This window comes from Thermobifida halotolerans, from assembly GCF_003574835.2.
Taxonomy (GTDB): Bacteria; Actinomycetota; Actinomycetes; order Streptosporangiales; family Streptosporangiaceae; genus Thermobifida; species Thermobifida halotolerans.
The window spans coordinates 3,141,962-3,156,354 of record NZ_CP063196.1; the positions used below are offsets into that span (position 1 = coordinate 3,141,962).

General features: G+C 72.3%; 12 protein-coding genes and 1 riboswitch. Of the genes, 7 read left to right on the top strand and 5 right to left on the bottom strand.

Annotated elements, in window-relative coordinates; all coding sequences use genetic code 11:
• Positions 1–25 precede the first annotated feature (25 nt).
• Positions 26–1,501 carry an aminotransferase-like domain-containing protein gene (locus NI17_RS14075; RefSeq protein WP_157129682.1) on the bottom strand — a complete coding sequence of 492 codons (1,476 nt, stop codon included), beginning with the start codon at positions 1,499–1,501 and terminating at the stop codon, positions 26–28.
• A gap of 114 nt (positions 1,502–1,615) precedes the next feature.
• Between NI17_RS14075 and NI17_RS14080 the strand changes: the two genes are divergently transcribed.
• Together NI17_RS14080 and NI17_RS14085 are read left to right on the top strand one after the other, a co-directional pair.
• Complete coding sequence (locus NI17_RS14080; RefSeq protein ID WP_084012436.1) at positions 1,616–2,098, top strand: DUF3291 domain-containing protein; 483 nt, start codon at positions 1,616–1,618, stop codon at positions 2,096–2,098.
• Between the two features lie 91 nt (positions 2,099–2,189).
• Positions 2,190–3,314, top strand: coding sequence for an SGNH/GDSL hydrolase family protein (locus tag NI17_RS14085; RefSeq protein ID WP_243597514.1), 1,125 nt, complete (start codon positions 2,190–2,192; stop codon positions 3,312–3,314).
• Between the two features lie 12 nt (positions 3,315–3,326).
• On the opposite strand, the gene rocD is transcribed toward NI17_RS14085, so the two are convergent.
• On the bottom strand, positions 3,327–4,595 hold the full coding sequence (gene rocD, locus NI17_RS14090; protein WP_068688700.1) for an ornithine--oxo-acid transaminase: 1,269 nt from the start codon (positions 4,593–4,595) through the stop codon (positions 3,327–3,329).
• A 172-nt stretch (positions 4,596–4,767) separates the two neighbouring features.
• Between rocD and NI17_RS14095 the strand changes: the two genes are divergently transcribed.
• The 4 genes from NI17_RS14095 to thiD all read left to right on the top strand — a co-directional run bounded on the left by NI17_RS14095 (position 4,768) and on the right by thiD (position 9,431).
• Entirely contained in the window at positions 4,768–5,352 is a 585-nt protein-coding gene (locus NI17_RS14095; protein ID WP_068688699.1) for an NADAR family protein, read from the top strand.
• Positions 5,353–5,554: 202 nt separating this feature from the next.
• Positions 5,555–7,207: an acyl-CoA synthetase gene (locus NI17_RS14100; RefSeq protein WP_068688698.1), complete on the top strand. Its 1,653-nt coding sequence runs from the start codon at positions 5,555–5,557 to the stop codon at positions 7,205–7,207.
• A gap of 223 nt (positions 7,208–7,430) precedes the next feature.
• Positions 7,431–8,390: a DUF368 domain-containing protein gene (locus NI17_RS14105; protein ID WP_243597515.1), complete on the top strand. Its 960-nt coding sequence runs from the start codon at positions 7,431–7,433 to the stop codon at positions 8,388–8,390.
• Between the two features lie 145 nt (positions 8,391–8,535).
• Positions 8,536–8,634, top strand: a riboswitch (TPP riboswitch).
• Positions 8,625–9,431, top strand: coding sequence for a bifunctional hydroxymethylpyrimidine kinase/phosphomethylpyrimidine kinase (gene thiD, locus NI17_RS14110; RefSeq protein WP_068688696.1), 807 nt, complete (start codon positions 8,625–8,627; stop codon positions 9,429–9,431). (Overlaps the previous riboswitch by 10 nt.)
• Positions 9,432–9,605: 174 nt before the next feature.
• Here the strand turns inward: thiD and NI17_RS14115 are convergent, their stop codons facing one another.
• Complete coding sequence (locus tag NI17_RS14115; protein ID WP_068688694.1) at positions 9,606–11,015, bottom strand: alanine/glycine:cation symporter family protein; 1,410 nt, start codon at positions 11,013–11,015, stop codon at positions 9,606–9,608.
• A 190-nt stretch (positions 11,016–11,205) separates the two neighbouring features.
• A complete protein-coding gene (locus tag NI17_RS14120; protein WP_068688693.1) occupies positions 11,206–11,451 on the bottom strand; it encodes a DUF6457 domain-containing protein in 246 nt (81 codons plus the stop codon).
• Positions 11,452–11,705: 254 nt separating this feature from the next.
• Here NI17_RS14120 and NI17_RS14125 point away from each other — a divergent pair, with 254 nt between their 5' ends.
• Positions 11,706–12,875, top strand: coding sequence for a glycosyltransferase family 4 protein (locus NI17_RS14125; protein ID WP_068688688.1), 1,170 nt, complete (start codon positions 11,706–11,708; stop codon positions 12,873–12,875).
• Between the two features lie 144 nt (positions 12,876–13,019).
• On the opposite strand, the gene NI17_RS14130 is transcribed toward NI17_RS14125, so the two are convergent.
• Positions 13,020–14,309, bottom strand: coding sequence for a pyridoxal phosphate-dependent aminotransferase (locus tag NI17_RS14130; protein WP_068688686.1), 1,290 nt, complete (start codon positions 14,307–14,309; stop codon positions 13,020–13,022).
• Positions 14,310–14,393 lie beyond the last annotated feature (84 nt).

The window sequence follows — 14,393 nt, forward strand, 5'->3', positions numbered from 1 at the left end:
CACAAACCGGGCCGAACCCCTGTGGTCAGACCACAACCCGGGGTGCGTAGCTCTCCACCGGTCCGTACCTGCACAGGTCCTCCCAGGCGCGGGCGAGCCGGTCCGCGAGCGCCGTGAGCCTGTCGAAGGAGTGGCTGAAGGTCAGCCGGAAGTAGGAGTCGTAGTCGCCGCACGGGGCCATCACCGAACCGGGCACCACCTCCACGCCGTGGCGTAGCGCCACCTGGGCGAACACCCGGGCGTCCGTCCCGTCGGGCAGTCGCACCCACAGGGCCGCGCCGCCGTCGGGGCGGCGCCAGCTCCACGACGGCAGCCTCTCGCGCAGGCGCTCCTCCAGGAACAGCATCCGTTCGGCCAGGTGCGCGGAGCGGGCGGCGGCGACCTCCGGCAGCCGCCGCACGATACGCGCCGCGACGGCCTGGTCGAGCAGCGGGCTGCCCAGGTCGGTGATCACCTTGCGGCGGCTGATGCGTTCGGCGACGGCGGCCGAGGCGCGCAGCCAGCCGATGCGCAGCCCGGCCCAGGCGGTCTTGCTGACCGAGGCGGCGGTGATGACCTCCGCGCCGGGCGGGGCGAAGGCGGCCACGGGCGGCGGTTCGTCGGGGGCGCGCAGTCCGGTGTAGGCGCCGTCCTCGAAGACGGGGACGCCGTGCTCGGCGGCGAGTTCGGCGACCTGGCGGCGGCGGGCGGCCGACATCAGCACGCCTGTGGGGTTCTGGTAGTTGGGCATGAGGTACATCAGGTCCGGGCGGCGTTCGCGCAGCACGCGGCGCATGCGCGCGATGTCGACGCCCTCGTCGTCCACGGGCACGGTGAGCAGGTCGGCTCCGGCCGCCCGCAGGGAGTCCAGGCAGCCCGCGAAGCTCGGCGACTCGATGAGCGCGGCCGATCCCCGGTACAGGTACAGGTCGCAGACGAAGGTGACCGCCTGCTGGACCCCGGTGGTGACGACGATCTGGTCGGGGTGGGTGGGCAGCCCCAGGGCCGTGTAGTGGTCGGCGACGGCCTCGCGCAGTTCGGGCAGGCCGCGCGGGTGGTAGCCGGTCTCGGTGAGCAGGTCGGACAGGTGGCGGTCGGCGACCTCGCGGATGATGTCGGGTACCGGGGGGAGGGCCTCGGTGGTGACACAGGCCAGCGAGATGAGGTCGCCCGGTCCGTCGATGAGCCGCTGGTACAGCGACAGCCCGCTGCCGCCCCGCACGTAGCCGTTGGAGGGCGCGGGGCGCGTGCGGGCGCTGATGCGGGTGCCGCTGCCCTGGCGGCTGTCGAGCAGTCCGGCGCCGCGCAGTTCGTCGTAGGCGGCGACCACGGTGGTGCGGCTGACCGCCAGCGCCGCGGCGAGGGCGCGTTCGGAGGGCAGGCGGTCGCCCGCGGCCAGGGCTCCGTCCTCGACCGCCCGGCGCAGCGCGGCGGCCAGTTTGCGGTAGAGGGGGCCGTCGCCGCCGGACCATCCGCCCAGGAGGGCCGCCACGTCGTGGGCACCACCCACAGAAGAGTCCATTCCCCACCCCATTGGCACTACCAATCATCTCCGTCTGCGTCCATATTGGCATTCAATTGGCATTCACACCAGACCCGATTGGATTTCTTCTCCTCCCGTCTGAAAGGGCCGACCATGTCCACTCCGCTGCTCCACGGTCCTCCGCGTGACACGGATACTCCCTTCTCCGTCGAGGGCCTCCGCTCCGACGCCGACCTGCCCCCCGTACTCGCCGCAGTCCAGTCCATTTCTCTGCCGGATGGACCTTCCGAAGCGCTGGACGGCCTGGTCGACGCGCTGTCGCGGCGGGCCGCCGACCACCCCGGACTGGTGCGCGCCGCGGACGCGGTCACGGTCGCCGGCGGCGCGGTGCTGTTGGTCACCCTGTGGGAGTCCATCGCCGACCTGCGCGCGTTCGTGCTGGACAGCGGAGCCGACACGCGCTCCTGGCGGGCGCGCACCGGCCTGACCCCGGTCTCGGAGCGCGCGCTGTGGTGGACGTGCCGCCAGGGCACGCCCGACCCGGCCGAGGCCCGCTCCCGCCTGGCCCGGCTGCGCGCGGACGGCCCCGGACCGCACGCCTTCACCCTGCGCAGCCCGGTGCCGCCGCCGCGCTGAGTCCGTCCCGGTCCGTCCCGGAACGGCCGCTTCTCCGGCGGGTACCCTTGGTTCGGATTGGCAGGCCGCGACGGTCCACGGGGAGAGGTTCTTGGGCAGGGGAGAACGTGCGTCGGCGACCGTGACGCGGCGGCTGCTCCTGGGCGTGCCCGCCGCTCTGCTGGTTGTCACACTGGTGGTCCTCCTGGCGGTGCCCGGCAGCCGCGACACGATGTGGCGGATGTGGTGCGAGGCCACCCAGAGCTGGTGCACGGGCGTCCCGGTCGACTCCGGGGGACGGCCCGACAGCGACGGCGAGTACCTCGAACTCTCCCCCGTCGAGGCCGCCACCTGGGGCAACTACTACGCGCTGGGCGACTCCTACTCCTCGGGCGACGGCGCCCACGACTACCACCCCGAGACCGCGGTCAGCGGCGGATGCTGGCGCTCGGCCAACGCCTACCCGGAGCTGGTCGCCGCCGCCCACGACTTCGCCGGGCAGCTGTCGTTCCTGGCGTGCAGCGGGCAGCGGGGCCACGCCATGCTGGACACGGTCGGCGAGGACGGCGCCCAGCTGTCCTGGGAGGCTCCCCACACCTCACTGGTCACCATCGGGATCGGCGGCAACGACCTCGGCTTCTCCACGGTCCTCAAGACGTGCATGGTGCGGGTCCCGCTGCTGGACAGCGGGGCGTGCACCGGCCAGGAGGACGACATCTTCAACCGGATGGAGAAGTTCGAGAAGACCTTCGAGGAACTGATCGCGCGGGTGCGCGAACGCGCCCCCGACGCCCGCGTCCTGGTCGTGGGCTACCCCCGGCTGTTTCCCGAGGAGCCGACCGGGTCGTACTACACGCTGACCGCCAGCAGCCAGGCGTGGCTGAACGAGACGGTCCAGGAGTTCAACGGGCAACTGGAGGAGGCGGTCCGGGTGCAGGACTCCGCGATCGTCGAGGCCGACATGGTGGGCAGCGTGGAGTTCGTGGACGTCTACCACGCGCTGGACGGCCACGAGATCGGCGCGGAGGATCCCTGGGTCAACGGGGTGCTGCTGCGCGACCTCGCCACGGGCGTCACCCTGGACCGCAGCACCTTCCACCCCGACGCCGACGGGCACCGGGCCGTCGGCGAACTGGTGGTCGACCAGATCGAGACCGGTCCGGACCGCCCCCTCTACGCGACCCGGGACGTGGTGGCGGGCGCCACTCCGGAGGTGCTGGCCTCCGAGACGGCGTGACCCCGCGCCGCGTCACCGGCCGGCGCGCAGGTCCGCCAGCACCTCGGCGAGGCGGTCCAGCGCCCGGTGCAGGTCCTCCTCGCCGATGACCAGCGGCGGCGAGAGCCGGATGGTGGAGCCGTGCGTGTCCTTGACCAGCACGCCCCTGGCGAGCAGCCGTTCGCACAACTGTCGGCCGGTGGCCAGCGCCGGATCGACGTCGAGGCCCGCCCACAGGCCGACGCAGCGCGCGGCGACCACCCCGCCGCCGACGAACTCCTCGACCCGGGCGCGCAGCACCGGGGCGAGACGGCGCACGTTGTCCAGGTAGGGGCCCTCGCGGAGCAGGCGCACCACGGTCTCCCCCACGGCGCAGGCCAGGGCGTTGCCGCCGAAGGTGCTGCCGTGCTGTCCCGGTCGGATCACGTCGAGCACCGCGGCGTCGGCCACGACCGCCGAGACCGGGAGCAGCCCGCCGCCCAGCGCCTTGCCGAACAGGTAGACGTCGGCGTCCACTCCGCTGTGCTCGCAGGCCCGCACGGTTCCGGTGCGGCCCAGCCCCGACTGCACCTCGTCGGCGACGAGCAGCACGTTCTCCCGGGTGCAGATCTCGCGCACGCGCGGCAGGTAGTCGGGCGGCGGCACGATCACCCCCGCCTCGCCCTGCACCGGTTCGACCAGCACCGCGACCGTGTCGGCGTCGACCGCGTCGGCGACGGCCCCGGCGTCGCCGTAGGGGACGACGCAAAAGCCCGGTGTGTAGGGGCCGAACCCGCCGTAGGCGTCGGGGTCGGTGGAGAAGGAGACGATCGTGGTGGTGCGGCCGTGGAAGTTCCCGCCCGCCACCACGATGCGGGCCCGCCCGTCGGGAACGCCCTTGACCTCGTATCCCCATTTGCGGGCGACCTTGATCGCGGTCTCCACGGCCTCGGCGCCGGTGTTGACCGGCAGGACCCGGTCCTTGCCGACGAGTCCGGCCAGCGCGGTGACGAAGGGCGCGAACCGGTCGTGGTGGAAGGCCCGGCTGGTGAGGGTCAGGCGGTCCAGTTGGCGGTGGGCCGCGGCGAGCAGTTCGGGGTTGCGGTGCCCGAAGTTCATCGCCGAGTACCCGGCCAGGCAGTCGAGGTAGCGGCGGCCCTCGACGTCGGTCACCCAGGCGCCGTCGCCCTCGGCGAGCACCACGGGCAGCGGGTGGTAGTTGTGCGCCGAGTACCTCTCGGCCAGGGCGATGTGGCGGTCGGCGGGGAGGTTGCCTCCCGCTCCGTCGGTCTCCGCCGGGGTGGGCGGACGGGTCCTGTTCATGGGTCGCTCCGATCGCCGTTGATCGTTGTCTGTTCGGGATACCCGCGTCATCGGACGGTGACGCGCCCGCTCGGACGATCGGGGGATGTCATCGGCGACACCCGGTCCCGGTGCGGCCCGTGCCGGTGCCCCCGGTGCCCGCGCCGGGGACGGGAGCGGAGAGGAGGTCCGGATGCACGCTCGTGACGCCGCCGAACTCGCCCGGGCGCAGGAGCGGGGCGAGCGGCTCAGGTTCCTGTTCTTCTGGGGGCACCGGCCGCCGCGCGGCGGAGGGGTCGGCCCCGGCTGCCTGAGCCAGTGGTGGGAGGCGCCCTTCACACTGGAGGAGACCGTCTACCGGACCGCCGAGCACTTCATGATGGCGGAGAAGGCGCGGCTGTTCGGCGACGGGGAGGCCCGGGAGGCGGTGCTGGCCGCCGCCCACCCGGGCGAGGCCAAGAAGCTGGGGCGCACGGTGCGGGGATTCGACGAGACGACGTGGGTCGGGCACCGCCGCGCCGTCGTCGTCCGCGGCAACCTCGCCAAGTTCGGACAGCACCGGGACCTGGGGGACTTCCTGCTGGGCACCGGGGAGCGCGTCCTGGTCGAGGCCAGTCCGGTCGACCGGATCTGGGGCATCGGTCTGGCCGCCGACGACGAGCGGGCCGGGGACGTCTCCCGGTGGCGCGGGCAGAACCTGCTCGGCTTCGCGCTGATGGACGTCCGTGAGCAACTCCACGCACTCCACCGCGCCGAAGTCACCCCCACCCGACAGTGACCTTGGGCACACGTCCGGTGACGATGTGACCCGCCGACACTGGGGAAACGCCTCCGCCGTTTTTTCACACCCCTTCTGACCAGGCATTTCTTCGCACCTTTCCACCTTTTCCAATAACCGACCCCAACTGAGTGTGACCCACGTCATAGATGCAGGATCGATCCTCACACCCGCTCACGGGCACAACAGCGACAGGGGCACAATGACCGAAATGCGAGTTCTGGGATCCGGGGCCGGCTCCCACGGTGGAGCGGACCTCTCGTTGTCCGGACTGTTGACCGCCGTCGCCGCCGCGGCACCCCGGCGGCTCGCCGTCGTCGCGGGGGCGCGCCGCCTCACCTACGCCGACCTCGACGCCCGCGCCACCCTCGTCGCCCGGCACCTGCTCGACGCGGGCATCCGCCCCGGCGAGCACGTGGCGATCCTGTGCTTCAACCGCGCGGAATGGCTGGAGGCCGCGTTCGGCGCCTGGCGCGCCGGAGCCGTGCCCGTCAACGTCAACTACCGCTACGTCGCGGCCGAGCTGCGCTACCTGCTGGACGACGCCGACGCGGTCGCCCTCGTCGCCGAACGCTCCCTGGCCGCCACGGTCGCCGGGATCAGCCGCGACCTGCCGCTGCTGCGCCACGTGGTCCTCATCGACGACGACTCCCCGGCCGAGGTGGACGGCGTCGACTACGAGGACGCGCTGGCCGCCGCCGCGCGCTCGGCCACACCGCTGCCCGCGACCGGCGGCGACGACCTGTACCTGCTCTACACCGGCGGCACCACCGGCTACCCCAAGGGCGTCATGTGGCGCCAGGAGGACATCTTCCGCGTGGCCCTGGAACAGCGCCGCCCCGGCACACCGCGCGCCGCCGACGCCGTGGCCGTCGCCGAACGGGCCGCACGCGCCACCCCCCTGCGCATGCTGGTGCTGGGACCGCTGATGCACGCCGCCGGCCAGTGGAACGCCCTGAGCATGCTGTTCCGGGGGGCGACGACGGTGCTCAACACCGACCGCGTCTTCTCCCCCACCCGCATCGTGGAACTCGCCGACCGCGAGAACGCGCAGATCGTGCAGTGCGTCGGCGACGCGATGGCCCGCCCCCTCGCCCAGGAACTGCTGCGCAGCCCCGGCCGGTGCGCGGAGCTGACCACAGTCAGCTCCGGCGGCACCCCGCTCACCCCCACCGCGCGGCGTCTGTGGCGGTCCTGGCGCCGCGACATCACCGTCAACGACAGCTACGGCGGCAGCGAGACCGGCGTGTGCGGAGCGGCGTCGGCGACGGGCAACGGAAAGACGCGCTACTTCTCCATGGGAGCGAGCGTGGCCGTCCTCGACGACCGGCTGCGCCCGCTGCCGCCCGGCTCCGAGCAGATCGGCCGCATCGCCCGCACCGGACGCATCCCGCTGGGCTACTACAACGACCCGGTGAAGACCGCGCAGACCTTCCCCGTGGACGCCGACGGCCGCCGCTGGGCGATCTCCGGCGACTACGGCACCGTCGCGGCGGACGGGTCCGTCGAACTGCTGGGCCGCGGGTCCACGGTGATCAACACCGGCGGCGAGAAGGTCTACCCCGAGGAGGTCGAGGCGGTCCTGAAGTCGCATCCGGGGGTGGCCGACGCCATCGTGGTCGCCGCCCCCGACGAGCGGCTGGGCCAGCGGGTCAGCGCCGTGGTCTCCCTGGTTCCCGGGCGGCGGCCCAGCGACGCGGAACTGCGCTCCCACTGCCGCGTCCAACTCGCCGGATTCAAGGTGCCGCGCACGATCCGCGTGGTGGACGAGGTCAGGCGGACCGCCGTGGGCAAGCAGGACTACCGGTGGGCCTCCAGGGTGGCCCGCGAACCGCAGCACGCGCTGTCCGGCTGAGCACCGCGCCGCTGTACCCGCGCCGACGGCGGCGGTGCGGCTCTGTCGCCGTGTCAGCCCGCTCCGCCCTACACTTGGTGCCTGCCTGCCGGACCACATCGACCTCCCCGCGAGCGCACCGCGCCAGGCAGCCCTTCCGTTTCCGCTGGGCGTCGACACCCCGCACCCGCCCCGGCACGGTGCGGGACGTGCCCGACTCCCCTTTCACGACGAGAAGTAGGACATGGCGAAGTCAATCGGCACCCATCTGCTCAACGGCGTGCGCGGCGGCCTCATCGGAACCGCCGAAGTCGTCCCCGGTATCAGCGGCGGAACCGTCGCGCTGATCACCGGCGTCTACGAGACGCTCATCGGCTCGGCGGGCCACGTGGTCAGCGGGGTCAGACTGCTGGCCGCCGACCTCGTCCGCGGCAGGGGCCTGGCCCGCGCCCGCGAGGAGTTCGGCAGGGCCGACTGGGGGACCATCCTCGCCCTGCTGGTGGGCATGGCCCTGACCGTGCTGGTCGCGGCGAGACTGCTCGCCCCCCTGGTCGAGCACAACCCCCAGGAGTCCTACGCCCTGTTCTTCGGGCTGGTGCTGGCCTCCCTGTGGGTGCCCTACTCGGCGTCCGGGCGGCACTGGAGGATCGGCGACTACCTGATCGCGCTCGCGGTGGCGGCGGCCGCGTTCTTCCTGACCGGCCTGCCCCCCTCCGAGGTGGAGCCCAACCCCCTCATCGTCATGGGCGCCGCCTCGGTCGCGATCTGCGCGCTGGTGCTGCCGGGGGTCTCGGGCTCGTTCTTCCTGCTCACCTTCGGCCTGTACACCACGACGATGGACGCGATCAACAACCGCGACCTCGGCTACATCGCCACCTTCGCCGCGGGCGCGATCATCGGCCTGGCCCTGTTCGTCAAACTGCTGCAGTGGCTGCTGGACCGGTTCCACCACCTCACCCTGGTGGTGATGACGGGACTGCTGGCCGGATCGCTGCGGGCGCTGTGGCCGTGGCAGGACGAGGGCCGCGGCCTGCTGGCCCCCCAGGACAACCTCGTGCTGTGCGCCGTGCTGGCCCTGGTGGGCGCGGCCCTGGTCATCGGCATCATCCTGGTCGAGTACCGGCTGACCGCCCGCGGTGGGCAACCGTCCGGGCCCGCCTCTCCCTCCGTCCGGTCCGGGGACAGCGACGAGGTCCTGCACTGATCCCGCCGCCCGTACCGGCGTCGGGGAGCCGAGGCCGCCGGCCCCCTCGGGCCGGGGCGCCCTGAAGGCCCTCTCCCGGCCTCCCGCACCGCTCGCGCCGCCCCTCCGCGCCGTCGGAGGGGCGGCGTCGCGTTGCTAGCCTTGCCCTGTGGGCGCGGGGTGCCGACCCTCCCGGTCGGCTGAGAGAACACCCGCTGAACCTGAACTAGGTAGTACTAGCGGAGGGACGTCCCGGTGAGTCACAACATCCTGTCCATCGCGGGCACCGACCCCAGCGGCGGAGCGGGCATCCAGGCCGACCTGAAGGCGTTCTCGGCGCTCGGCGGCTACGGCATGACGGTGGTGACGGCACTGGTCGCGCAGACCACCACCGGTGTCAGCGAGGTGCACGACGTTCCGGCCGCGTTCGTGCGCAGCCAGCTCGACACCCTGCTGACCGACGTGCGGGTGGACGCGGTCAAGATCGGCATGCTGTCCAACACCGAGGTCATCGAGGTGGTGGCCGCGGCGATCGACGCCTACGACCTGCCCAACGTGGTCGTCGACCCGGTGATGGTGGCCAAGAGCGGCGACCGCCTGCTGGCCGCCGACGCCGTGGAGGCGCTGCGCACCGAACTGCTTCCCCGCGCCGACCTGATCACCCCCAACCTGCCCGAGGCCGCCGACCTGCTGGGCGAGGCCGAGGCCGCCGACGAGGCGCAGATGCGCTCCCAGGCCGAGCGGCTGCTCGCCCTCGGCCCCCGGCGGGTGCTGCTCAAGGGTGGCCACCTGTCCGGCGCCACCAGCACCGACCTGCTGCTGTCGGCCGACGCCCCCGCGGAGGTCCTGACCGCCGAACGGGTGTCCACCACCAACACGCACGGGACCGGGTGCACGCTGTCCTCGGCGGTCGCGGCGCTGCGCCCGCAGCGGCCCACCTGGTCGCAGGCGGTGCGCGAGGCCAAGGACTACCTCACCGAGGCACTGCGCCACGCCGACGAACTCGAGGTCGGCAAGGGCAAGGGGCCGGTCCACCACTTCCACGCCTGGTGGGGCAGGTAGGTCTTCTCGCCCCCGGCCCGCTGGGCCAGGGACCGCTCCGGTTCGTCGGCGCACCCGGGGCGCCCCGGTCCGGACACCGCACACAGCGGTGCGGGCGGGTGGGAACCCCGGGGTTCCCACCCGCCCGCACCGACTCACCCCCGCAGGGCTGGTCCCTCCGGGCCCGGCCGCGGCCTAGGACTTGACGTCCACCAGGTCGGGGTCGCGCCAGTTGGGGTTGGCGAAGTACTTCTTGGTCTCGGCGACGACGATCGGCGACAGCAGCAGCAGACCGAGCAGGTTGGGCAGCGCCATCAGCCCGTTGGCCATGTCGCTGAACGTCCAGACCAGGTTGAGCTCGGTGGTCGCGCCGACGAACACCACGGCCACGAACACCAGGCGGAACGGCACCACCGCGACCCGGCCGAAGAGGTAGTCCATGCAGCGCTCGCCGTAGTAGCACCAGCCGACGAGCGTGGTGAAGGCGAAGAACACCACGGCGATCGCGACGGTGTACTCACCGAGCGGCGCCAGCGCCGGGGAGATGCGGCTCAGTCCCTCGGCCATGCCCAGGGAGGTCATCAGCGAGCCGTCGTCCCTGCTGCCCTGTTCCCAGGCCCCGGTGACGATGATGACCAGGCAGGTCATGGTCACCACGACGATGGTGTCGATGAAGGTCTGGGTCATGGAGACCATGGCCTGGCGGACGGGCTGGTCGGTCTTCGCCGCGGCCGCGGCGATACCGCCGGTGCCCAGACCGGACTCGTTGGAGAAGATGCCGCGCGCCACGCCCTGCTGGATCGCGAACAGCAGCGCCGAGCCGAGCAGGCCACCCGTGGCCGCCGCACCGCTGAAGGCGTCGGTGAAGACCAGGACGAGCGCCGCCGGGATCTCCGGGACGTGCACGATGAGCACGACCACCGCGATGAGGATGTAGGCGACGATCATGATCGGCACGACGCCCGCGGCGAACCGGCCGATGCTCCTGATACCGCCCAGCACGACCGCGCCCACGACGACGACCATCACGGCCCCGGTGACCCAGGTGGGGACCGACCACACGCTGCCCAACTGGGCCGCCACGGTGTTGGCCTGCGTCATGTTGCCGATGCCGAACGCCGCGACCGCGCCGAACAGGGCGAAGAGGGAGCCGAGGACCATGCCGAACCCGCCGCCGATCCCGTGGCGCAGGTAGAACATCGGACCGCCGCTCTGCTCGCCCCTGGCGTCCTTGCGGCGGTACTTCACGCCGAGCAGCGCCTCGCTGTACTTGGTGGCCATGCCCAGCAGGCCGGTCACCCACATCCAGAACAGCGCTCCGGGACCGCCCACCCCGATGGCCAGGGCCGCACCGGCGATGTTGCCGACGCCGACCGTGGCCGCCAGCGCCGTGCTGAGCGCCTGGTAGTGGGAGATGTCGCCCTCGCCGTGCTGCTCCTTGCGGCGGACCAGCGCGAGCCACAGCGCGTGTCCGAGGATCCGGAACTGCAGTCCGCCGAGACGGACCGTCAGGAAGACTCCCGTGAGGAGCAGCAGCGGAATGAGGACGAATGGCCCCCATATGACGCTGTTCACCTCGGAGAGAATTGACTGGACTTCTTCCATCGCCGCTACCCGCCCTCTACCAGGTCACAGATTTTCCGCAGTATCCCTGTCACCCAAAGTGACCGAACGTGTCAATAATCGCGAGGAATGTGGGGATCATGGACGGTCATTTGGTTTTGCGCAACTGTAGCGCCGAGGCCACCCATTCACCCGTTTTCCGCCATTATGTCATGCACCACTTATGAATTCTTTATTTATCTGTTCCCTCTGACCAGGTTTGGGCCAGGCGGCTCAGCGCACGTGCCGCCGTCTCCGGGTCGGCGCCCCGACCCACCGCGATCCCCAGCAGGTAGGTGGTGAGCGGAGCCGCCGGCCGGGCCACCGAGTGTGCGGCGTCCCGGGCCAGGTCGAGGACGCGATCCACGTCCTTCCGGTCGACCTCCTCGGAAAGCTCCAGTTCGGCGCAGACCAGTCGCGCCCATTCCACGAGTGTCACCGTCTCTCCTCCTTCGTTCCGGCGGCGCCTTCCGCGCACCGCCCGTCACATCGTGCCGTGAACCGGCTCGGGGGCGCATCCGCCATGACACGGACCCCTCCGCGTCCTTTGGCGGCGCGGGCCCCGAGGACGCCGCGAAACGTCCCGTCCATCGACCTCCACCGGGCGTTCACTCCGCGAGCGGAACCGGTTCACACACGCTGCCTACCGTCGGTTCGGTAAGGCAGCCCATCCTCGTCCGTGAGGAGAAGCCGATGCCCTCCGTCCCCCCGACCGGTGACGCGCCGCTCCGGGTGGCCATCGTCACCGAATCGTTCCTGCCACAGGTCAACGGCGTGACCAACTCGGTCTGCCGCGTCGCCGAACACCTCGCCGCCACCGGGCACCAGGCGGTGATCATCGCCCCCGGCCGGGGCCCCACCCACTACGCGGGCTTCCCGGTGATCCGCCTGCCCGGAATGTCGCTGCCCGGTTACCGCTCCTTCTCCGCCGGACTGCCCACGCGCCGACTGATGACGGCGGCCCTGCGCGCCTTCGCCCCCGACGTGGTGCACCTGGCCTCGCCCGTGCTGCTGGGCCACGCCGCAGTCGAGGCCGCCCGCAGCTGGGCGCTGCCCACCGTCGCGGTCTTCCAGACCGACCTGGTGGGATTCGCCCGGCGCTACGGCATCCCCGCCTCCCGCACGCTCTGGCCCTACCTGCGCCAGATCCACTCGGCGGTGGACCGCACCCTCGTCCCCTCCACCCCGACCCTGCGGATGCTCTCGGCCCAGGGGTTTCCCCGGCTGAACCTGTGGCCGCGCGGCGTGGACGGCGAACGCTTCAACCCCGCGCACCGCGACGAGGAACTGCGGCGGCGGATCGCTCCCGACGGCCAGGTCATCGTCGGCTACGTGGGGCGCCTGGCGCGCGACAAGCGCGTCGACCTGCTCAGCCACGTGCAGAAACTACGGGGGGTGCGGCTGGTGGTGGTCGGCGACGGCCCCGACCGGGCCCGGCTGCGCCGCAGACTCCCCGACGCGGTGTTCACCGGTCAGCTCACCGGCGCGGACCTGTCCCGGGTGTATGCGAGCCTGGACGTCTTCGTGCACACCGGCGCCGACGAGACCTTCTGCCAGGCGGTGCAGGAGGCGCTGTCCTCGGGGGTGCCCGTGGTGGCCCCGGCCGCCGGAGGGCCGCTGGACCTGGTCGGCGACGGAGAGAACGGGCTGCTGTACGCACCCGACTCGGTCCGGGAGCTGCGCGTGGCCGCCGGACGCCTGGTGCACAACCCCGAACTGCGGTCACGGTTGGCCGCCGCGGCCCGCCCCAGCGTGCGGGGACGCTCCTGGGAGACCGTCAACGAACTGCTGGTCGCGCACTACCGGGAGGTCACCGCACCCAGCGCCAGCCTCGTCGACCGCCCCGGCAGCCGCGCCGCCTGACCCCGTCCGGAAGGCACGCCTGCCTCCCCGCCGCGGACGCGGCGGCACGGCTTGGCGCTACGCTGGCCCCGATGGTGCGGGGCGACCCGGTCCCCTTCCGCTCCGGTCGGGCCGCCCCGCACCACGGACCTGTCCTACCCCGTTTCAGCTCGCCATAGCGCTCAGCGCCGTGTTCTCCTCGCTGCACACCTCGTCGAGCACCTCGCTGAGCCGGTCCAGGTGGGCGCGGATCCACGGCAGTGCCGTGGGGTCCTCGGCCGCCAGGGCGCTGTAGCGCTGCGCCTCGGTCTCCCCGTACAGCAGGCTGGTGGCAGCCCGCATCCGCAGCGCCTCGGCGCCCTCCCCGAACTCCGCCGCGGGCAGCACCCCCATCCCGTAGCGCTCCAGCAGCATCCGGGCGAGCTCCGGTCCCGTGGTCACGTCGTGCTCGGCGGCCAGCCACTCCCGCCAGGCCCCGAAGTCCGGATAGAGGTAGAAGGCGGCCTGGGGGGCGATGACCGTCACCCCCGCGGCGAGGAACCGGTCGGCGACGGCCCGGGCGACGATCCCGTGCAACCGGCGGCTGCGGTTGACCATGTCGGCGATCTCGGAGGGCTCGCCGAAGGCGTAGGCCGCGGCCCGCTGGACCGGACCGGCGGGACTGGACCAGATCTCGCTGGCGATGCCCAGCAGGTCGGCGTGCAGCCGCCGTCCCGTCTCGCTGTGCGGTAGCCGGGCCACGCCGATCCGCCAGCCGCCCAGAGCGAGGTTCTTGCTCAGTCCGGTGGTGATGACGGTGCGCTCCGGGGCGAACTCGGCGGGGCTGTGCACCACCGTGGTGGGGGCGTGCACCAGGTCGCGGTAGATCTCGTCGGAGACGACCAGCAGGTCGAGTTCGCGGGCGACCTGGGCGAGGCGGCGGACCGTGCCGCGCGACGCGACGGTCCCGGTGGGGTTGTCCGGCGAGGTGACGATGACCGCGCGCACGTCGCGTCCCTCCGCGCGGGCCCCGGTGACGGCCTCGGCCAGCAGCTCCGGGTCGGGGACGCCGCCCTGGGCGGGAGGCGTCGGCACGAAGACGGGGTGGTGTCCCACCAACTGGGTCTGGGCCGCGTAGCTCACCCAGCTCGGCGCGGCGACGGCGACGTCTCCGCCGATCGCCAGCAGCAGCGCGTACAGCAGGGGCTTGCTTCCCGGACCGGCGACCACCAGGTCGGGATCGGTCGGCAGGCTCCGGCGCTCCCAGTAGCCCGCGGCGGCCTCGCGGAGTTCCCGCAGACCGGCGACCGGCCCGTAACCGTTCTGGTCACCCCCTGTCGACAGTGCGTCGCGCATCACCGGGTGGACCGGGAGTCCGGCCTCGCCGAACCCCATCGGTAGCACGGGGAGTCCCTGGCGGCGCCGGAGCGTCAGCGCCTCGTTGACGGCGAGGGTCGCGGAAACGGTTATCGGCATGGAGCTCAACTCCAATTGATCAAAGATCACGAGGACTGGCCCGATAAGGGCCGACCGGTTGCCCACTTCCCACCCTGCCGGTGT